The following is a 21918-nucleotide window of genomic DNA, read 5'->3' as shown; positions in this document are numbered from 1 at the left end:
TCTAGTGTCACCAGCCACCAGAGTACTGGCATTGCTATGAAAAGCCACATAGCGCCCATCGGCGGAGATCGAGGGTTTGTATGAATCTCCATTCGCCTGCACCCCGCTCGTCGCCACAGATACCCGGCTGGTGGTGCCGGTCTGGCGGTCATGAACGAAGATGTCGGCATAGCCATTAGTGTCCTCGGCCACCAGATTGCTTGAATAGCTATAATAGGCCACATAGCGCCCATCGGCGGAAATCGAGGGGAAGTATGAAGTGTTATTCCCCTGCGCCCCGCCCGTCGCCACCGATACGCGACTGGTGGTGCCGGTCTGGCGGTCATGGACGAAAACGTCGAAACGGCTATTGGTGTCCCCGGTCACCAGATTGCTTGAATGGCTATTGAAAGCCACATAGCGGCCATCCGCTGAGATGGATGTGCGGCCCTCTAAACTGCTATTTCCCTGAACTCCCGCAACTCCCACCGACACCCGGCTTGTGGTGCCTGTTTGCCGGTCATGGACGAAGATGTCACCATTGCCGTTGGTGTCCCCTGGAACCAAATTGCTGGCGTCGCTGTAAAAGGCCACGTAACGCCCATCGGCGGAGATTGAGGGGGTGTATGAACCGGAATTCCCCTGCGCCCCCCCCGTCGCCACCGACAACCGGCTGGTACTGCCGGTCTGGCGGTCATGAACGAAAATGTCGAATGCGTTATTGGTGTCCCCTGGAACCAAATTGCTGGCGAAGCTGTAAAAGGCCACATAGCGCCCGTCGGCGGAGATCGAGGGGAAGTATGAAGTGGCATTCCCCTGCCCACCGCCCGTCGCCACCGACACCCGGCTGGTGGTGCCGGTCTGGCGGTCATGGACGAAAGTGTCGGCGGCGTTATTGGTGTCCCCTGGAACCAAATTGCTGGCATAGCTATAATAGGCCACATAGCGTCCATCGGCGGAGATCGAGGGGGTGTATGAAGGGTAATTCCCCTCCGCCCCGCCCGTCGCCACCGACACTCGTTCCGTCACGGGACCACTGATCACCGACAAGGTCAGGTCGTCGCTGACCGTATGGCCCTGACCGTCATTGGCAATCACCCGGATGGTGAAGCCGCTGCCCGCCGCCGTCAGCGGTGCGGTGCCAGACAGGGTTCGGGTTGTGGGGTTGAAGGACAGCCAACCGGGCAGGGCGGCTCCGCCAGCCTGGGTGGCGCTGTAGGTCAGGGTGTCGCCATCCGGGTCGCTGAAGCTGTTGGCGGCGAAAGCATAGGAATGCGCCGTCCCCGCCATCACCAACTGGTCCAGCAACGGATTGGCCAAAGTGGGCGCCCGGTTGACTGCCGCCACGGTCAGGTCGATCAGGTCGCTGCCGACACCCAACGATCCATCGTCGGCGCTGATCCGGATCGACACCGTTCCGGCGTCGGCATTGGTGGGCGTGCCGCTGAAGGTGCGGCTTGCGGCATCGAAGCTCAGCCAGGCGGGCAGCGCCGATCCATCGGCCTGGGCAGCGGAATAGGTCATCACCGCGCCTTCCGGATCGCGGAAGCTGTCTTCCGCGAACTGCCAGGAAAAGGCGCTGTAGGCCGTCGCCGACTGGTCGGATAGCGGGCTGCTCACCGCTGGGGCCAAATTCTCCATCCCCAGCAGCACCGACCGCGTTCCCTCGGAACGATTGCCGGCGGCATCGGTCGAGGTGATGGTGAAGCTATGCTTGCCCGCCGTCAGTTCCACGCTGGAATAGTCAAACACCCACTGGCCGGTATTGTTGATGGTTCCGGTCGCAAAAATCGCTCCGCCATCCACGGCCAGGGTGACGAAGGACCCCGCTTCGGCGGTGCCGGCCAGCATGATGGTGGTGTCGGTGGTAATGAAATCCAGGTTGCTTGCCCCGTCATCCTCGCTGATGGCCAGGATGGATGGTGTTGCCGGCGCAGTGGTATCAACGATAATCGCGCGGTTCGCGGCCAAGGATCCTGCCTGCCCAGGGCTGGCCAGGGTCAGATTGGCACTGTTGCCGGCGAGATCTTCGATGGCGGCACCCAGCACATCCAGGGAATAGGTCGCCGCATAATCCAGATCGGCGGAATTGTCGCCCGCCTGGACGGTGTAGGTGAATTTCAGTACGCCGGTGCCCGATCCACTGACATAGGTCGCCTGACGGTCGGTCGTCCCGGTTTCCAGCGTCAGGGTCGGCGTGCCATTGACATAGACCGCCTCGCTGAAGGTGGCGTAAAGCTCGATGGTGGAGCCAAGTCCGTGGATGCCATCGGCGCCAAGGCCTGCGGTTATGGCGGTGACCGTCGGGACCGTGGCATCAAGCGTTCCGACGATGCCGTCATATGACCCTGCTGTTGCCAGGGTTCGGGTGGCGATACCGGGAGCGGCATCCAGGCTGGCGGTGGCGAAGCCGGTCCAGTGGACGTCGCCGTCGCCGTCCACGTCGAGGGCCATGATGCGTTCGTAGCCGGCACCACCATAGGTGCGCACATCCTCGAACGTGCCGTTCGACGAATAGGACGCGATATAGCCGTCGAACGATCCGGCCGAGGTCTTCGATTTGGTTCCCGCGCCGGTATCGAAATCGACCGTGTCGCCGAAGCGGCCCGAGACATAGACGGTGCCGTCAGCGGCCACATCCAGCCCGACCGCCTCGTCGCCCAGTGTACCGCCGATATTGGCTGCCCAGCGGAACGCGCCGTCGGCCGCCGCCAGCGTCACCACCACGCCATCCTCGCCACCGGCCGAGGTCAGATTATTGGTTCCCGCGCAGGGGTCGAAGTCCACAGTTCCCGAGAAAGCTCCGACGACATTGACATCGCCACTGGCCGGGTTGATCGCCAGCCGCCCGCCGTAGCTTCCCAGTGACGTGGCCCACTGCTCCGTTCCATTCGAGGCCATCTTGATCACGAACATGTCGAGACCTTCAGTCGGATTCAGCTGGGTTCCCGTTCCGCCTGGGCCGGTAAAGAACAGGTTCTGATAATAGCCGCCGACATAGATGTTGTCCGAGGCATCCACCGCCACGCCCTGGACCCAGTCGCCCCACCAGCCGCCCATGGACTTGGCGAAGGTCAGCGCGCCGGAGGCAGTGTACTTGGCGATAAAGGCATCCTCGCCCGAGCCGCCGGCAGCCGCCAGGGTGCCGCTACCGGCGAAGCGTTGCGCCCGGATCGCGTAGCCGGAGGCATCTCCCCCCGTCCCGCTATTGTCCTCCCAGGCGGCGACGATCTGGCCATTGCCCAGCACCGTCATGGCATGGGATGCCTGTTGCCCGGCCGTCGTGGTGTTGACCAGGAATTCCTGGCCCACCTTGTTTCCAGAGACATCGAACAATTGCGCCCGGACTGCCCAGGACGACGTGCCCGATTCCGCCCCGGCACCGCTATCGTCGCGCCACGACACCATGAAGCCACCGCCCGGCAGCCCCTGCACCGACGGCCAGCGCTGGTCGCTTTGCGTGGTGCTATTGGCCAGGAACTCGCCCCCCGCCTTGCTGCCATCGGCGGCGAAACGCTGCCCCCGGATCGCGTAGGCGCTGGTGTCGCCACCCGACGCGCTGGCATCTTCCCACACCACCACGAAGCCGCCGTTGCTCAAGGTGGAAACCACAGGATTGCCCTGCGCCCCGGCCACCGTGGTATTGACCAGGAATTCCGAGCCCACCTTCGCACCCGACGTATTGAACAACTGCCCCTTGGTCGAGACATTGCTGGTGTCGGTACCCAGGGCACTGCCATCCTGCCACACCACCACAAAGCCACCCGATACCCGGGCTACCGACGGATAAGCCTGATCGTTCAAGGTCGACGTGTTGATCAGGAATTCCGCGCCGGACTTGCTGCCATCAGCAGCGAAGCGCTGGCCCCGCACCGCATAGGAACTGCTGTCGTCGGCGCTGGTCGAGGTGTCGTGCCACACCGCCACGAAGCCGCCATCGGCCAGTGATGTCGCCTCGACGCTGCGCTGGTTGCTCGACGTGATGGTGTTGACCAGGAATTCCGAGCCGGACTTGCTGCCGTCGGCAGCAAAGCGCTGACCCCGGATCGCCATTCCCGACGTGTCGCCGCCGGTGGCGCTGCCGTCTTCCCACAGCACCACGAACGTCCCATCCTCCATGCCGACGATGCTGGGATGCGCCTGATCGTAAAGGGTCGTGCTGTTGACCAGGAATTCGGAACCCGAGGCCGTGCCGTCGGCATTGTAGACCTGCCCCCGCACCGCCGTCAGCGATGTATCCACCGCACTGGCGCTGCTGTCGGTCCACACGATCGCGAAACGGCCATCCGCCAGCGTCGTTACTGCCGGTGCCCATTGATCAGACGTCTTGATGGTGTTGACCTGAAGCTCGGCCCCCAGCTTGGTCCCCGCCGCCGTCGCCCCACCCGAGGCGGTGAAGTCCATATTGTCGGTGAAGGAGCCACCGATAATCACATTGCCGGCATTGTCCAGCGTCAGGGCATAGCCGTAATCGTCGCCGGTCCCGCCCATGGTATCGGCGAAAACCAGTTGTCCCGACGCATTGAACTTCACCAGGAAGATGTCCCGCACACCCGCCGACGTGCGTGACGCCGTCCCCGCGCTGGGATCGAAATCCACCGTGCCGGAGAACACACCGACAGCGTAAACGTTGCCAGAGGCATCCACCTTCAACTCACGCAAGCCATCCGCCGCCGAGCCACCCAGGTTGTGTGCCCATTGCAATGTCCCGGTGCTATCGTATTTGGCAAGGAAAGCATCCTGGGTACCACCCGCAGACAAGGTGGTCGATCCAACCCCCAAGTCGAAATCCGCCGTGCCGCCGAAATCGCCACCGACATAGATATTCCCCGAGGCATCTTCCGCCACCGTGTAGGACCACTCGAAACCAGCACCGCCAAAGCTCGCCGGGAATAGGCCCCCCACCGAGGAATCGATGGTCACTCCGAACAGCGCACTGGCGGCCCCGGTATTGTCCAAACCGTTTGTGGCCCTTGCCCAAAGCAGATGTCCTCCGGCGGACAGACTTGAGGTGGTGATACTCCAAGCCCCGGCATTGTCGGCGATGGCATTGCCCAGTTCGGTCGTGCCTTCGTACAGACGCACAGTCGCACCCGCTTCCGACGTGCCGGTAATAGTTGGCGTGGTATCGCTTGTGACGTTATCGGTCGTCGAAAATCCGGTGTCGCTGGCCGATACCAGATCAAGTCCGGTCGGAGCCGACGGTGGTGGCGGAGAGACGACAATGCTGGCCGTGGCTGCCCCACCCAAACCCTCGCCGGCGGCCGACGTCGCCCCCTGGACCTGGAAGGTAGCCGTGCCGGTCCAGTTTGCCGTGGGCGAAAATTTCAGCCCGGCATGGCCTTCGGCATAAGTCAGGAAATCGCCATTGGTGATCGCCGTTACGCCGTCATTCTTGTAGAGAGTTCCGCCGGTGATGCCGCTGATCTTGAAATGGCTCACCTCGGCCCCATCGGCCGCGTTGCGGCTGATCACCAGACCGCTGACGCTCTGGGTGTCCTCGGCCGTCACGGCGTTCGTGACACCGACCATATCGGCAATGGGCGTGACGGTAACCGTGGCGACTGTCGCCGCTCCCAAGCCATCGCCGGTGGAAGACCTCGCCCCCTGGACCTGGAAGGTTCCGTTACCGCTCCAGTTCGCCGTGGGCGAGAATTTCAGCCCCGCATTCCCTTCGGCATAGGTCAGGAAATCGCCGTTGGCGATCGCGGTCACACCGTCGTTCTTGTAAAGCGTCCCGCCGGTGATGCCGGTGATCTTGAAGTGGCTCACCTCGGCCCCATCGGCCGCGTTGCGGCTGATCACCAGACCACTGACGCTCTGGGTATCCTCGACAGTCGTCGCGCCGCTAATGCTGGAAAGGTCGGCGACCGGGGCGATGCTCAGGGTACGGGTCACCGTGCCAACCGAGAACGGTGTGACACCGCCGGTCTGACCGATGACCAGGCGCTCACCGTTGCTGCCTTCGGTCTGATCCCACCCCGCGAACGAGAGCGATGGCGCCCCACCCGCCGTATGCGCGTTCGCGGCGGCCAAGAACCGAACCTTGGTGTTGGCATCGGACGCCAGCAGCAGCGATGCACCGCCGCTCAGGTCAACCGCCTGCCACGTCACGCCGTCGGTGGTGTATTGCCACGTCCCCTGAATCCCATTGTTGGCAATCGCCGTAATGGCGATCCCTTCGACCGTCTGGCGATCGGGGTCGGTCAAAGCGGCGGCATTGGCCAGCAGGCTTTGAACGCTGGTCCCGGCCGAAGCCCCAGCATCCTCCAGCAGTGCAGCCAATTCACCGGCGGCGGCCCCCAGGGTCGGCGCAGCATTCGGATGAAACAGCCGGTCAACCACCGCCCGCCCATTGCCGTCCTGATCGTTGCTTTCCCACACCGCGACGAAACCGCCCCCCACCAGGGACGCCACGTCGGAATCCATCTGGTTAAGCGTCGTGGTCGTGTTCAGGCGGAAAGCGGCACTCTGGGCCACTCCGGCATTATCGAAGCGCCGCGCCATGACATCCCAGCCGGAAACCTGATTGTTGTCGTGCCACGACACCACGAACCCGCCGCCCTGCAGCGCGGAGACCGAGGGACCTTCCTGGTCCCCGGCAGTGGCCTGGTTGATGATGAACTCGGACCCAAGCGGCGTGCCCGAACTGTCATACAACCGCCCCATGATTTCGTACTCGGCGCCTGCCTGGGTATAGGACATCCAGGTCGCCACGAATGTGCCGTTCGACAACCCGGCCAGCGACGGCATCCACTGTTCGCTGGTGGTAAACTGGTTGAATTGTATCTCCCCGGTGATAGCGGTCAGACTGGAATTGTAAACCCGCCCGATCACCGCTTGCTGGGAACCGTCTTGGCCCGCCGACGACCAAGCGAACATCAGCGACCCGTTCGATGCCTCGGCAACAGAAGAAAACCACTGGGTCGAGGATGCTGTACTGTTCAGGATGAATGGTGCTTTGACAACCTGACCGGTCGAACTGAACTTGGCGGCAACAACCGCATATTCCTGTCCGTCCTCCAAATCCGACGTCCAGGTCGCGACAAAACCACCATCCGACGTCGCGGTAACCGCGGGCAAGCTCTGGTCGCCATAGGTGTAGGTATTGAGCGCAATCTCACCGCTGGTCGCCGTACCGTCCGAACCGTAAAGCCGGGCATAGGACCCGTAGCCCATGCCATCTTGGACCGACTGCCAAACCGCGACGAAACCACCACCCGACAGCCCGGCGATCGATGGCCATTCTTGCACATTACTGACCGTCTGGTTGATCCGGAACGCGCTGCCCTGGACCGCCCCATGGGAATCATAGCGCTGCCCATAGACCCCCGAACCACTGCCATCCTCGCCGATCGATTCCCACATCACCACATAGCCGCCATCGGCCAATGCCGCGACCGAGGCATTCTTCTGTTCGCCCGTCGCGTAGGTGTTGACGACTCGCTCCGGACCGGCCTGGAATTCATCGATGACATAGACCGTCGAACTCAACTGATGCGACAGACCACCAGCATCGGTCGCCCGTACCGTAATCGTCTGATCCGTCCCCGAGAACGTCGCCGTCGGCGACCAGGTCACAACCCCCGTCGATGCATTAATACTCATCCCCGAGGGGCCCGAAACCAGGCTGTAACTCAGGGCATCGCCATCGACATCGGTGAAACTCGCCGACGTCGCCAGACTTAACGTCGATCCCACGCGAACCAGACCACCCGGCAACGACGCCACCCGCGAAGGAGCGTCGTTGACCGCCGTCACAACAACCGTCGCCGTCGCCGCTGGACCCAAACCAGCACCAGCCGCAGACGTCGCCCCACGGACCTCAAACGACCCCGTCCCATTGAAATTCAATGTGGGACGGAAATAGACATTGGTCACCGATCCAGCGCTGGCGATGAAGCTGTCATTGGTGATCTGGGTGGTGAAGGCGGCATCGGCATATAGCGTGCCGCCGGTGATGCCGGTGATCTTGTAATAGCTGGTATCAGCGCCCCCCCGAGTGATGGAGATTGCAGCGCTGTCACTGTCTTCGGCGGTGGTCGCGGCGCCGATGGTGGGGGCGATGGGCCCCATGTCGCCAGACGCATTCATGCGGGTGATGAAAGCGGCGTTACTAGTACCAAAACTGGTCAGGAACGCGGTCCCCGCCCCGGGGTCGAAATCCACCGTGCCGTAAAAGATTCCGGTCACCAGGACATTGCCGTCGCCGTCAACCGCGATGCCTGCGGCATTCTCGTAGCTGCTTCCCCCCACCGCCTTGGCCCAGACCAGGGCGCCACTGGCATCCAGCTTCTGAATGTAGATATCATTCGACCAGCCTGTGGCGGTCAGGCTGGTGGTTCCCACCCCAGGGTCGAAATCCACCGTGCCATAGAAGGTTCCGGTCACCAGGACATTGCCGTCGCCGTCAACCGCGATGCCTCCGGCATTCTCGGAGCTGCTTCCCCCCACTGACTTGGCCCAGACCAGGGCGCCACTGGCATCCAGCTTCTGGATGAAGATGTCTTGCGACCCGCCTGTGGCGGTCAGGCTGGTGGTTCCCGCCCCGGGGTCGAAATCCACCGTGCCGAAAAAGATTCCGGTCACCAAAGCATTTCCTGCGCCATCAACCACGAGAGCGACGGCATTGTCGTTGGAACTTCCGCCTATAGACTTGGCCCAGACCAGTGCGCCGCTGGAAGTCAGTTTCTGGATGAAGATGTCTAGCGACCCACCTGTGGCGGTCAGGCTGGTGGTTCCCGCCCCAGGGTCGAAATCCACCGTGCCATAGAAGGCTCCGGTCACCAGGACATTGCCGTCGCCGTCAACCGCGATGTCTCCGGCATACTCGGAGCTGCTTCCCCCCACCGACTTGGCCCAGACCAGGGCGCCACTGGAAGTCAGCTTCTGGATGAAAATGTCCTGAGTGCCGCTATAGCTGACCAGATTGGTGGTTCCCGCCCCAGGGTCGAAATCAACCGTGCCGGAAAAAGTTCCGGTCAGCACAACGCTGCCGTCGCCGTCAACCGCGATGCCTGCGGCATTCTCGTAGCTGCTTCCCCCCACCGACTTGGCCCAGACCAGGGCGCCACTGGAAGTCAGCTTCTGGATGAAAATGTCCTGAGTGCCCCAGTAGCTGACCAGATTGGTGGTCCCCGCCCCGGGGTCGAAATCAACCGTGCCTTGGAAGGTTCCGGTCACCAGGACATTACCGTCGCCGTCCACCGCGATGCCTGTGGCATTATCGTGGCTGCTTCCCCCCACCGCCTTGGCCCAGACCAGGGCGCCGCTGGCATCCAGCTTCTGGATGAAGATGTCTTGCGACCCGCCTGTGGCGGTCATGCTGGTGGTTCCCGCCCCGGGGTCGAAATCCACCGTGCCGGTGAAGGAACCGATAACATAGGTGTTTCCGGACGCATCCATGACGGAATTCGGCATGATTGCCGAACCGCCAGAGGAGCTTCCTTTTGCCCATCCCAAACTGCCCGATGACGACAGGCGGACGGCATAACCGCCATTGCCGTTATAACCAGATCCCACAAGCTGGCTGGTTCCCGCGCCGGGGTCGAAATCCACCGTGCCAAAGAAAGTTCCGGTCACCAGGACATTGCCGTCGCCGTCAACCGCGATGTCTCCGGCATTCTCGTTGCTGCTTCCCCCCACCGCCTTGGCCCAGAACAGGGCGCCGCTGGCATCCAGCTTCTGGACGAAGATGTCATTACCGCCATTGCTGACCAGATTGGTGGTCCCCGCCCCGGGGTCGAAATCAACCGTGCCATAGAAAGTTCCGGTCACCAGGACATTGCCGTCGCCGTCAAGCGCGATGCCTGCGGCATTCTCGTAGCCGCTTCCCCCCACCGACTTGGCCCAGACCAGGGCGCCACTGGCATCCAGCTTCTGGACGAAGATTTCATTACCGCCATTGCTGAACAGATTGGTGGTCCCCGCCCCGGGGTCGAAATCAACCGTGCCATAGAAAGTTCCGGTCACCAGGACATTGCCGTCGCCGTCAACCGCGATGTCTCCGGCATACTCGTAGCTGCTTCCCCCCGCCGCCTTGGCCCAGACCAGGGCGCCACTGGAAGTCAGCTTCTGGATGAAAATGTCCTGAGTGCCACTATAGCTGACCAGATTGGTGGTTCCCGCCCCAGGGTCGAAATCCACCGTGCCGTAAAAGGTTCCGGCCAACAGCACGTTGCCATCGCCATCCACGGCGATGGATGACGCATACTCGGAATTGCTTCCCCCCACCGACTTGGCCCAGACCAGGGCACCGCTGGCATCCAGCTTCTGGATAAAAATGTCAGAAGAACCACCAATGCTGACCAGATTGGTGGTCCCCGCCCCAGGGTCGAAATCCACCGTGCCATAGAAAGTTCCGGTCACCAGGACATTGCCCTCGCCGTCCACGGCGACGGAACGAGCCCCTTCGTAATTGCTACCCCCCACCGACTTGGCCCAGACCAGGGCGCCACTGGAAGTCAGCTTCTGGACGAAGATGTCATAAGAACCGCCATTGCTGACCAGAGTGCTGGTTCCCACCCCAGGGTCGAAATCAACCGTGCCGTAAAAGGTTCCGGCCAACAGCACGTTGCCATCGCCATCCACGGCGATGGATGACGCATACTCGGAATTGCTTCCCCCCACCGACTTGGCCCAGACCAGGGCACCGCTGGCATCCAGCTTCTGGATAAAAATGTCAGAAGAACCACCAATGCTGACCAGATTGGTGGTCCCCGCCCCAGGGTCGAAATCCACCGTGCCGGTGAAGGCTCCGACGACATAGACATTGCCCGATGCATCCACCACCGTCGCGCGATTGTCCACCGTGCCGGAATTCAAGCCCAACCCGACGGGGAAGGCCAATTCATGGGCATAGGAATCCTGCGTCGCCTGGGTGACGACGATTTCAGTCTCGACTTGGCCTGCACGGTATTCAAGGGTCCAGTTCCCCGGAGTGCCGGTGGAATCGGTGGATCCGGCCACGTCAGCACGGGTGATCTGGGCCAGGCGGTCAACGAACATCTGCCCAAAGGCGCTTTCCGCCACATCGCAGCCATAGATCAGAATATCGCCACTGTCGGTCAGGCTTTGGCCCAGGGCGGACAGTTCCCCAGACCGCTGGTCCAGACCGGCCATGGATAGCGCCTCACCACCCAGTTGCACCTGTCCGTCGGCGCCATGGCTGATGATATGGATGGCATCAAAACCACTGCGTCCGGCAAGCGCGGCATTGATCTGGCTGAGGCCATCTTGATCGGCCTCGAGAACATGAACCTCGACGTTATCGCGCAATCCATCAGCCAGAGCCTGGAAGTCAGCAATATTGGCGTCGATGAAGGCGATTTCGTGTGGAGGAGGGCTCTCAGCCGTTGCCGCCGGCCCCTCGGTCGGGGCAAGGACTTCGTTGGCGGTCATGACGGCAGCACCATCGAACATCATTCGCGGTTCCAGCGCGAATGCGTTAAATCGTCTCCGCCCAGTTTTACGGCTGAACGCGCCCATAGCCCCAACCACAGCCCAAAGCATGGACTTTATGCATACCATCGATTGAGGTGAATACCCACAAAAAATCCTCGCCAATATGGCCTTTGGTTGGATAGCGGCGAAAGCTGCGTAATTTATTCTTATGATTGCAATATCCTGGTTTGCGCTAACGCAATTGAGGAAACAGGCTAACAACTAGCCTCGCCGCCCCTCTCCAGACGTCTACCAATGTGTCCGGACTGAACACAGACACCTTTGATTCGGGGGCAGGATTTGAACCTGCGAGCTTCAGATTTCCATCGCCGAGTTTGCCTCCGTGCCACAGCCGTTGCCACGAGATCAAAAGGCCCACGCCCGATCCCTGCGACATTGTCGAAACAGCGCCCCACACCCCAGCAGACATGCGGGCTTCGGCCCCAGAGAAAGCCTGACAACAAGCGCCCCCCGGCTGGGATCAGCCAGACACGCGCGCGACCTTTTCGTCTCGGCCTGTCCGCCGATCCGATTTTTGCGTCATCGATATTGGGTAAATTTTGGGTAAGTTCCGACCTGGAAAAGCTAACCCATTGATTCGCTTGGCGTCCCCACGGGGATTCGAACCCCGGTCGCCGCCGTGAGAGGGCGGTGTCCTAGGCCTCTAGACGATGGGGACGTCCGGGCGCGAGATGGGGTTTATGCCGAAACGGGCGGGCTGGCGCAAGCGGTTTTTTTTGGCGTGCGAATCGGAACCGGCCTGAAGTTTCCCCGCTTCTCGTCCAGACGGTGCGCCAGGGTTTGAATCGCCTGGCCCTCGACCACGCCCACGATCACCCAGGCATGGTCGGGCTCGAATGCCATGGCCCGGTCCGTCGCCGACGGCTCGGCAGTGCCGTCGGTGTGGGAATGAAAGTGCCCGATGATCCGGTCCTTGCCGCCACGCTCGCGCAATTCCACCTCAAGGCGGATGCGCGCCGCCGGATCCAGCTCGAAACGATCAGGGGTGTCGGCCAGCAGGTTGGCGGCAAGCTCGACCCGGGTGACGCGGATCAGCTGGCCCTTGCCGCGACCGACGATCAGGCCGCAGGCTTCCGCCGGCCAGGCGGCTTCCGCCGCATCGACCATCAGTTTCATCAGGGCGGCATCGATTTGCAGGATCATCGCGCCACCGCCGGGGCTTCCGGGGTCATGACGAAGCTGCCGGTGACGGTGCCGCCGGTCGGGTCAAGAACGATCAGGCGTTCCGGCCCGGAACCTGCGATGCGCAGGATCACCCGTTCGCCGGCGACCGCCATCTGCTCGACGCGGGCCCCGGCCGGCAGCGGAATCGAGACGGCGCCGAAGTCGGCCAGCGCGGTCGGCTTGGCGTTGCGGCCGGTCTTGGTGGTCAAGCCATAGCCCAACAGGCCCAGCCCGCCCAGCAGCAAGATCCCCATCACCGCAACCAATGTCTTGATAGCTTTCATGTCCTGTGATTCGATCCGCTGAATTGTTCGGAAGTGTCCATGCCCATCATCGCCCAGACCCTTTACCCCGAGCCGGTCGCCCCCGAGGAAGCCGGAACCCGCCTCGACAAATGGCTGGCGGCCCGTCTGCCCGACCTGTCGCGCACCCGCATCAAGGCGTTGATCGACGAGGGCCAAGTGTCGGCGGCGGGCCTGACCATAACGGACGGATCGGCACGGGTCAAACCCGGCCAGACCTTCGCCGTCGCCGTGCCGCCCGACGCCCCGGCCGAGCCCGAGCCGCAAGACATCGCCCTGACGGTGGTGCACGAGGACGAGGATCTGATCGTCATCGACAAGCCGGCCGGGCTGGTGGTCCACCCTGCCCCCGGCAGCCCCGATCAGACCCTGGTCAACGCCTTGCTGGCCCATTGCGGCGACAGCCTGTCGGGGATCGGCGGCGTCCGCCGCCCCGGCATCGTCCATCGCCTGGACAAGGACACCAGCGGCCTGATGGTGGCGGCCAAGAACGACCGCTCCCACCACGCCCTGGCCGCCCAGTTCGAGGCCCACACCATCGAACGGGCCTATCAGGCCCTGGTCTGGGGCACCCCCGTCCCACCGGCCGGCGAAATCGAAGGCAATATCGGCCGCTCGGGGACCGACCGCAAAAAGATGGCGGTGGTGAAGTCGGGCGGCAAGCCGGCGCTGACCCGCTACAAGGTGCTGAAGACCTTCCTGGGCGGCGCCGTCAGCCTGGTGGAATGCCGCCTGGCCACCGGCCGCACCCACCAGATCCGCGTTCACATGACCAGCATCGGCCACCCCCTGGTCGGCGACCAGACCTATGGCCGCTCGCGCGCCGCCCGCCTGAAAACCGCCTCGCCGGACCTACGCGAAAGCTTAAGCCGCTTCCCCCGCCAGGCCCTTCACGCCTATCTACTCGGGTTTTTGCATCCTACTTCAGGATATATGCTAAAGTTTTTAGCGGATTTCCCTTGTGATATCAAAGAGCTCATCCATTTGTTAGAGCTAGAGTAATTACCCTATATACCCGAGTTACGAAGTATGGCATTCTCCTCCTTAGGCGAATATGATACTCATTGTCAGACACGCTGTTGACAGCGCGGCTGGCACGGGGAGCCCCAAGGTCCCCCGACGCGTAAAGGAGATGGAGAGATGACGGCCATATCCACCAGCCTGACGATCGCGCCCGAGGGCAACCTTTCGCGCTACCTGCAGGAAATCCGCAAATTCCCGATGCTCGGCTCGGAAGAGGAATACGTCCTGGCCAAGCGCTATCGCGACACCGGCGACGGGCGCGCCGCCGACCAATTGGTCACCAGCCATCTGCGCCTGGTCGCCAAGATCGCCATGGGCTACCGCGGCTATGGCCTGCCGGTAGGCGAGCTGATCTCGGAAGGCAATGTCGGCATGATGCAGGCGGTCAAGCGCTTCGATCCCGATCGCGGCTTCCGCCTGGCCACCTATGCCATGTGGTGGATCAGGGCCTCGATCCAGGAATACATCCTGCATTCGTGGTCGCTGGTGAAGATGGGCACCACCGCCGCCCAGAAGAAGCTGTTCTTCAACCTGCGCCGGCTCAAGGGCCAGATGCAGGCCATCGAGGAAGGCGACCTGTCACCGGCCAACGTCACCCACATCGCCACCGTGCTGGACGTGCCGGAAAACGATGTGGTCAACATGAACCGCCGCCTGTCCAGCCCCGACCATTCCCTGAACGCCCCGGTTCGGGCCGACGGCGACGGCGAATGGCAGGATTGGCTGGTCGATGACCGCGACGACCAGGAAACAGAACTGGCCGAACGCGAAGAGATGGGGCAGCGCCGCGAGATGCTGACCTCGGCCCTGAAGTCGCTGAACGAGCGCGAGCGCAACATCCTGACGCTGCGCCGCCTGCGGGACGACCCGGTGACGCTCGAGGATCTGTCGCAGCAATACGGCATCAGCCGCGAGCGGGTGCGCCAGATCGAGGTGCGCGCCTTCGAGAAGATCCAGAAGACGATCCGCTCGAACGCCTGATTGATGAGAGTGTGTCAGCCACTGGCCTGAACGTGCCCCCGGCCCGTTCAGGCCTTTCTTTTGTCAGCCGTTCTTCTTGGTGACCTCGTCGCCCCATTCCTCGACCAGCTTCTTTTGCGCCGCCTTCAAGGCCGCCACGCGGCGATCGGTGGTGAAGGACAGCCAGCTGGCCACCATCGGCGGCATGGCGGTATAGATCAGCCAGCCGATGGCGCTGGTGCCATAGGCCCACAACAGCAGGCCGCCGTCGGACAGCATGTTGAAGGCCTCGTCCAGGGTGTGCACCCCGAACCACAGGGTGAACAGATAAGGGATGACGCCCGAGAAGTTCAGCCCGCCGACGCACAGCCAGGCATATTTGTGGGCGCCCTTTTCGCTGGCCCAGGCGCCCATGGTCGGCAGCATGGTGAAGAACAGCACCACCACCGTCGGCAACGAGAACGGCACCAGGGCGGCCAGGATCATCAGCACCGCGACCTTGTTCATGCCGCCGCTGCCGGCCGGTCGGGCCTGCTGCTGAACCTTGCCCCTGGGTGGTGGTTTCTTGGCCATGCTCACCACACCTTGGCGATGACGACGAAGGTGGTGGTGATCAGCGCGATCAGGATGCCGACCACCGCAGCCGTCTGCTTGCCGATGCGCACCGCCTCGACCGAGCGTTCGTCGGATTCGGTCTGGATGCGCTTCACTTCCTCGTCGGCGGCATGATACTGGGCCTGGGCCCAGTTGAATTCGTGATCATCCTTGGCGCGCGCCTCGGTATTTTCCAGCAGATTGTAAAGCTCGACCACCGAGCCGCGCCGGATGATCTTGGGGATCTCTTTTTCCAGTTCCTTGCGCTTGTCGCGGGAATGGAAGGCGGTCACCACCGGGCCGACCAGCGAGCCGACCCAGGCGGCCAGCGCCGGCAACGATTCCGGCCCCAGGCGATACTGGAACACGGCGAACAGGTTCAGCATCGCCATCAGCGATTTCGACGGTTCCGGATCGGCCAGTTGCACCAGGTTGCGGTCGATGTCGCTGCGCGCCCTGGCCCCCATGAAGGCGGCGATATGGCGATCGACCGGCCAGGTCTTGGCGTCCGACCGCTTGGCGGCGGCGGCGTTCAGGGCCGGCAGCAGCTCTTTCAGTTCGACGACATATTCCTCGCCCAGCAACTGGCTTTGACAGGGCATGGAATCGTTCATCTCGTAAAGGCAGCGTTCCAGGCCGAAGCCCATGGCGGTCTGGGTCAGATAGGCCTTCAACTCGCGGAAATTGCCTTCCATCAGCGAATTGTCGGGCAGATAGGATTTGCGGGCCTCGAACCACAGGGACGGCACGCCGCGCAGGATGATTTCGGCCATCAGGCGGGAATCGCCCTTCTGGGCCATCACCGCCGCCAGGGCCGAGCCGAAGCCGTCGGGCATGGCGTTGAAGCCTTTGTAACGGATCGGCGCGGTGGGGTCCAAGATGATCAGCACCTTGCACAGCATCAGATCGACGCCGGCCCGCTTGTCGCTACCGGAATTGAGCGCCATGCGCACCTGTTCGGCGATCACGCCGGCCCGCTCGGCGTCTTCGACGGCGCGGCGCAGCCACAATTCCAGCTTGCCTTCCAGCACCGGCGGAATGGCCAGTTCCCAGTTCTTGGCCATGGCCTGGGCCAGTTCGCGGCAATTGCCGTATTCCTTGCCGTTGAACGGGAATCCGCGGGCGGCGCGCTTTTCCATCCGGCTTTGCAGCGGCGACAAGCGCCGGCCCGACAGCCACAGATCCAGCGATTCGATGTCCCAGCGCTGGTCGGGATCGTCGCACAACAGGCCGCGCAGCAGCTCGACCAGCGGCAACGGCAGGCGTTCGTCGCCGACCAGGGTGTTGTACGAGCCCTGCTGGATCTTCTGCTTGAGCAGTTGCTCCTCGTCCAGGTGGGCGACCGGATTGCGCCCCAGCAGCAGGAAGATGATGGTGACGCCCAGCGAATAAAGGTCGTCGGAAAAGGTGCCCGAGCCGCGTGCCACCGGATTGGCCATGCCCGACTCGACGGTCTCGAACACCAGCGGCTGGTCGAAGGCCGGCGGCTGGCTGACGCAATCGCCCAGGGTGATGCGTTCGCTGCCTTCATCCATGAACCACATGTTGGTCGGACGGATCGAACGGTGGGTGATGCCGCGCGCGGTCAGTTCCTTGATGGCCGCGACCATCGGCTCGACCACCCTGCGGGGGATGTCGTACTCGTCGATGCGCTTGAATTCGGCGCGCAGGCTGGTCATCAGCTTGCGGCCCTGCGGGCGCTCGTAGATGACGGTCATGCATTGGCGGCCGATCGGCGGCCACAGCATGGTGCCCCACTCGACCAGCGGGACGAAGCCCATGGTGGTGGCGCCCTTCAACGCCCGCATGACGTTGACGCGCGGCGGCAATTCCGGGCGGCAGATCAGCGCGAACAATTGGCGATTGGGATCGCGCTTGTCCTCGGCGACGAAGGCCTCGGCGTTGGGGGTGGCGAAGTCGGCGATCGGCTGGTTCGAGCGGACGGTATAGCGGTCGCGCAGCACACCCGGCTGGCTTTGTGCCGCCGCTTTTCCGCTGTCGGCCTGTTCCGCTGCTTCCGCCATTCTCGCGTCCGTCCAGGGCTCAGGGGGCAAAACCAAGGACGCCCCCACCCCGTTCTTTGTACGGGGCTGGGGGCGCCTGCTCAAGCGACAATATCCCGGCGGCGCCTTATGACGCGAAGGGGTCGTGCACCAAAATGGTGTCGTCGCGTTCCGGGCTGGTCGACAACAGCGCCACCGGCGCCTCGATCAGTTCCTCGATGCGGCGGACATACTTGACGGCGGTGGCCGGCAGATCGACCCACGAGCGCGCACCCCGGGTCGAATCGGTCCAGCCGCTGATGCTTTCATAGATCGGCTCGACCTGGGCCTGGGCCGATTGCGACGACGGCAGGTGGTTCAGCACCTTGCCGTCCAGCTTGTAGCCGGTGCAGATCTTCAGTTCCTCGAAGCCGTCCAGCACGTCCAGCTTGGTCAGCGCGATGCCGGTGATGCCGCCGACCTTGACCGCCTGGCGGACCATGGCGGCGTCGAACCAGCCGCAGCGGCGGCGGCGGCCGGTGACGGTGCCGAATTCGTGGCCGCGATCACCGATCAGGTGGCCGATATCGTTGTCCAGCTCGGTCGGGAACGGACCCGAGCCGACGCGGGTGGTGTAGGCCTTGCAAATGCCCAGCACATAGCCGACCTGACCGGGGCCGACGCCCGAGCCGGTGCCGGCATTGCCCGACACCGTCGAGGACGAGGTGACGAAGGGATAGGTGCCGTGGTCGATGTCCAGCATGGCGCCCTGGGCGCCTTCGAACAGCACGCGCTTGCGGGTATGGCGGATTTCGTCCAGGCGCTGCCACACCACGTCGGCGAACGGCAGGATCTTCGGCGCGACGGCCTTGATCTTGGCCAGCATCTCGCCCGCATCCACCAGCGGAGCCCCCAACGCCTTCAGAAGCGCGTTGTGGTGGGCCAGCATCTTATCGACCTTCTGCTCCAGGATGGCATCGTCGGCCAGATCGCAGACGCGGATGGCGCGGCGGCCGACACGGTCTTCATAGGCCGGGCCGATGCCGCGGCCGGTGGTGCCGATCTTGGCCGAGCCCGAGGCTTCCTCGCGGGCACGGTCCAGATGGCCATGCACCGGCAGGATCAGGCAGGCATTCTCGGCGATCTTCAACAGGTCGGGGGTGATATCGACGCCCTGGCCACGAATGCGCTCGATCTCGTCCAGCAGGGCCCAGGGATCGACCACCACGCCATTGCCGATGATCGACAGCTTGCCGCGCACCACGCCCGACGGCAGCAGCGACAGCTTGTAGGTCACGCCATTGATGACCAGGGTATGGCCGGCATTGTGGCCGCCCTGGAACCGCACCACCACGTCGGCCCGCTCGGAGAGCCAGTCGACGACCTTGCCCTTGCCCTCGTCGCCCCACTGGGCGCCGACCACTGCAACATTCGCCATCTTCTTAGGCCCCCTGTTCCACGATCTTGATTCCTTCGGCCGTCAACACATGGCCGCACTTCAAACGCTTCGCCTCGAGCTCGGCATCGACCCCCGGCTCGAGGCCGGCCACCGTCACCCAGCCCTGGGCGCGATAGGCCGAGGACCAGGCCGCCGGAGTGCCGGCCGGCACGAACAGACGCTTGGCCGGCTTGGCCGGCGGCACCGCCGCCAGCACCGAATCGAGAAACAGGGTCGCCCCGGTCGCCGGCTCGGTCCCCCCGGCCAGATAGCGCCCGCCACGCCCCAACTCGCCGGCCAGGTTACGGCCGAACAGGGTGAAGGCGACACCGGTATGATATTCGAAACCGCGATTTTCCACCGGATCGACCGTCAGGATCAGATCGGGGGCCATGGCCTGGACCAGGGTCACCACGGCGGCCAGCCGGTTGCGCTCGGCGGCGGCGGCCGGCGGCAGGTCCAGCCGGCCCAGAATCTCCAGCGCCCGATCGGCCGGGCCCACCGCCTTCAGAAGCGCCGACAGCAGCGGTGCCGCGACACCGCCCAGGGCGGCGACCGCCGCCGCGTCCTTGTGGTCCAGGCTGCCACGCAGCGCCTGGTCCGACAGGTCAAGCTCGGACAGCAAGGCCGGCACCAGGGTCGGCAGCGACAGATCGATCGATACCCCGGTCACCCCCAGGGCAACCAAGGCCAGGGAGGCCAGCACCGCCACCTCGGCATCGGCGGCGGCCGAATCCGAGCCGATCAGCTCGATCCCGGCCTGGCCGAACTGGCGTTCCGGGCGCAATTGCGTCCCCTTCACCCGGAGCACCTGTCCGGCATAGGACAGCCGGAGCGGCCGGGGCTCGCCGGCCAGGCGGGTGACGGCGATGCGGGCCACCTGCGGCGTCATGTCGGCGCGCACGCCCATCATCCGCTGCGACAGCGGGTCCATGACGCGGAACGCCTGCGAGGCGGTGGCGCCGCCGGCGCCGTCCAGCAGCGTGTTCTCGAATTCGATCAAGGGCGGCTTGACCCGCTCGTAGCCATGGGCGGCAAAATGGCCCATGACGCGGCCAACGACTTCGGCCTCGTGCTCGGCATCGAGAGGAAGGATATCGCGCAAGCCCGCAGGCAGCAGCGCCCGGTTTACAGGATCGGTCATCACGTCCGACTGGTGAGTTCGGGGTCCGGTGGCGTCTCGTCCCGGCCAACGCCGAGGCGACGGATGGATTTAGCGCGTTTGGCCCAGCCGGGCAAACCAAATTCGCGTTGGCCGCGCGCTTGGGCTTCGGCTAACTTGGCGCCGCCTGTGAACATCGAAAACCGGGGACCGAACAACCCATGAAATTCTTCATCGACACCGCCGAAGTCGCCGACATCAGGGCCATGGCCGAAACCGGACTGGTCGACGGCGTGACCACCAACCCGTCGCTGATCGCCAAGTCGGGCCGCAACATCCTGGATGTCATCTGCGAAATTTGCGACATCGTGCCCGGCCCGGTGTCGGCCGAGGTCGCCGCCACCGACTTCGAGACCATGCTGGCCGAGGGCCGCAAGCTGCGCGCCCTTCGCCCCAACGTCGCCGTCAAGGTGCCGCTGACCTGGGACGGACTGAAGACCTGCAAGGTGCTGGCCGACGAAGGCACCAAGGTCAACGTCACGCTTTGCTTCTCGGCCAACCAGGCGATCCTGGCGGCCAAGGCCGGCGCCGCCTTCATCTCGCCCTTCGTCGGCCGCCTTGACGATATCGGCCAGGACGGCATGCAGCTGATTTCCGACATCGTCGAGATCTATCAGCAGTACCCCGACTTCACCACCGAGGTCCTGGTCGCCAGTGTGCGCAGCCCGATGCATGTCACCGACGCCGCCCGCCTGGGCGCCCACGTCGCCACCATGCCGGCCTCGGTGATGCGCCAGATGGCGGCCCATCCGCTGACCGACAAGGGCCTGGCCGCCTTCTGCGCCGACTGGGCCAAGACCGGTCAGAGTATTTTGTGAAGACCGGCGACTTCAACGCCGCCGCCGCCCTGGCGGCGATGAAATCGGGCGGGCGTGGCGGCCCGCCCCCGCCGCCCTTGGAACAAGCCGCGTTCGACGCGGCCGGCAGCGCGGTGATGGCCGCCCTGCCCCGGGGCGCCGATGCCGTGCTGGACGCCGTCGTCACCGCCTGGGGCCGCGCCGACCGCCTGTTCGACACCATCCGCACCACCCCGGCTTTCGCCCTGGGGGTGGCGCCGGCCGCCTGCAAGAAGGGTTGCGGCTGGTGCTGCCACCAGCCGATCGGCGCCGCCGCCATCGAGGTGCTGACCATGGCGCGCGCCTTGGCCGACCGCCCCCAGGCGGCGCTGGTGGCCGACTGGAAGCCGGGCGCGCCCTGCGCCTTCCTGAAGGACGGCGCCTGTTCGGTCTATGATATCCGGCCGCTGAAATGCCGCAGCCTGTGGCACCTGGACGTGCGCCATTGCATGGCCAAATACGCCAACCTGCCGGTGATGGCGGCAAAAGGGGTGTCGGCCGCGTTCCAGCTGGAACCCAAGATGATCTATGAAGGGGCGTTGAAGGGCCTGGCCCTGCCCTTGATCAAGGAAGGACACGATTGCCCGGGGCTCGAGATGATGCCGGCCCTCAAGGCGGTGCTGGGCGACCCGACCGCCCCGGCCCGCTGGCTGGCCGGCGAGGCGATCTTCCCCGACACCGCCCGCCTGGACTGGTTCCCCCGGCCGCTTAGACCATCCAGCCTTTAATCTGGTTCACACCCTCTGCCGTCACCCCCGGACTTGATCCGGGGGTCCATGCTGCCGGAGGCAGCTTCGCCACCATGGATTGCCGGGTCAAGCCCGGCAATGACAATCAAGAAAGGCTGATCCGGGCTTTATGCTCGCGGCTCTAAGACACAGATGAACACAGATAAACACAGATGAAATTATTTACTTTTCATTTCATCTGTGTCCCGCGAAGCGGGTATCTGTGTTCATCTGTGTCTGAACTCCCGCCCTCTACGACGAGATGGTTGAGCCTTTAATCTTCTATG

11 protein-coding genes and 1 tRNA gene are annotated in these 21918 nt (G+C 63.7%); 4 read left to right on the top strand and 8 right to left on the bottom strand.

Translation table 11 applies throughout. From position 1 onward, the window contains the following. The 4 genes from MTBLM5_RS18665 to MTBLM5_RS18650 form a co-directional block, all read right to left on the bottom strand. The coding region (locus MTBLM5_RS18665; RefSeq protein ID WP_173977550.1) for a DUF4347 domain-containing protein at window positions 1-11379 on the bottom strand (11379 nt) is incomplete at its 3' end. 645 nt (window positions 11380-12024) lie between these two features. Beyond that, window positions 12025-12100 (bottom strand) — tRNA-Glu (locus MTBLM5_RS18660). A gap of 20 nt (window positions 12101-12120) precedes the next feature. Next, a complete protein-coding gene (locus MTBLM5_RS18655) occupies window positions 12121-12585 on the bottom strand; it encodes a M67 family metallopeptidase (RefSeq protein WP_254431130.1) in 465 nt (154 codons plus the stop codon). Beyond that, window positions 12582-12890: a hypothetical protein gene (locus MTBLM5_RS18650; RefSeq protein WP_173977549.1), complete on the bottom strand. Its 309-nt coding sequence runs from the start codon at window positions 12888-12890 to the stop codon at window positions 12582-12584. The genes MTBLM5_RS18655 and MTBLM5_RS18650 overlap by 4 nt, the downstream gene beginning before the upstream one ends. Window positions 12891-12929: 39 nt before the next feature. On the opposite strand from MTBLM5_RS18650, the gene MTBLM5_RS18645 reads away from it, so the two are divergent. Next, window positions 12930-13910: an RluA family pseudouridine synthase gene (locus tag MTBLM5_RS18645; RefSeq protein ID WP_173977548.1), complete on the top strand. Its 981-nt coding sequence runs from the start codon at window positions 12930-12932 to the stop codon at window positions 13908-13910. Window positions 13911-14048: 138 nt separating this feature from the next. Then, a complete protein-coding gene (gene rpoH, locus MTBLM5_RS18640) occupies window positions 14049-14912 on the top strand; it encodes an RNA polymerase sigma factor RpoH (protein ID WP_173977547.1) in 864 nt (287 codons plus the stop codon). A 63-nt stretch (window positions 14913-14975) separates the two neighbouring features. Here rpoH and MTBLM5_RS18635 read toward each other — a convergent pair whose 3' ends face one another. The 4 genes from MTBLM5_RS18635 to MTBLM5_RS18620 form a co-directional block, all read right to left on the bottom strand. Further along, window positions 14976-15464, bottom strand: coding sequence for an acyl-CoA synthetase (locus MTBLM5_RS18635; protein WP_173977546.1), 489 nt, complete (start codon window positions 15462-15464; stop codon window positions 14976-14978). A 2-nt stretch (window positions 15465-15466) separates the two neighbouring features. After that, window positions 15467-17509: a hypothetical protein gene (locus MTBLM5_RS18630; RefSeq protein ID WP_173977545.1), complete on the bottom strand. Its 2043-nt coding sequence runs from the start codon at window positions 17507-17509 to the stop codon at window positions 15467-15469. A gap of 106 nt (window positions 17510-17615) precedes the next feature. Beyond that, window positions 17616-18905 (bottom strand): adenylosuccinate synthase, encoded by a 1290-nt coding sequence (locus MTBLM5_RS18625; protein WP_173977544.1) that lies wholly within the window; start codon window positions 18903-18905, stop codon window positions 17616-17618. Window positions 18906-18909: 4 nt separating this feature from the next. After that, on the bottom strand, window positions 18910-20049 hold the full coding sequence (locus tag MTBLM5_RS18620; RefSeq protein WP_173977543.1) for an ATP phosphoribosyltransferase regulatory subunit: 1140 nt from the start codon (window positions 20047-20049) through the stop codon (window positions 18910-18912). Between the two features lie 179 nt (window positions 20050-20228). Between MTBLM5_RS18620 and fsa the strand changes: the two genes are divergently transcribed. Next, window positions 20229-20885 carry a fructose-6-phosphate aldolase gene (fsa, locus tag MTBLM5_RS18615; protein ID WP_173977542.1) on the top strand — a complete coding sequence of 219 codons (657 nt, stop codon included), beginning with the start codon at window positions 20229-20231 and terminating at the stop codon, window positions 20883-20885. Beyond that, window positions 20882-21631, top strand: coding sequence for a YkgJ family cysteine cluster protein (locus tag MTBLM5_RS18610; RefSeq protein WP_173977541.1), 750 nt, complete (start codon window positions 20882-20884; stop codon window positions 21629-21631). The genes fsa and MTBLM5_RS18610 overlap by 4 nt, the downstream gene beginning before the upstream one ends. Window positions 21632-21918 lie beyond the last annotated feature (287 nt).

Origin of the sequence: Magnetospirillum sp. LM-5 (assembly GCF_902729445.1) — a bacterium.
Taxonomy (GTDB): domain Bacteria; phylum Pseudomonadota; class Alphaproteobacteria; order Rhodospirillales; family Magnetospirillaceae; genus Magnetospirillum.
Note: the sequence above shows the minus strand (reverse complement) of the source record. Positions and strands in the feature narration are given on the sequence as shown.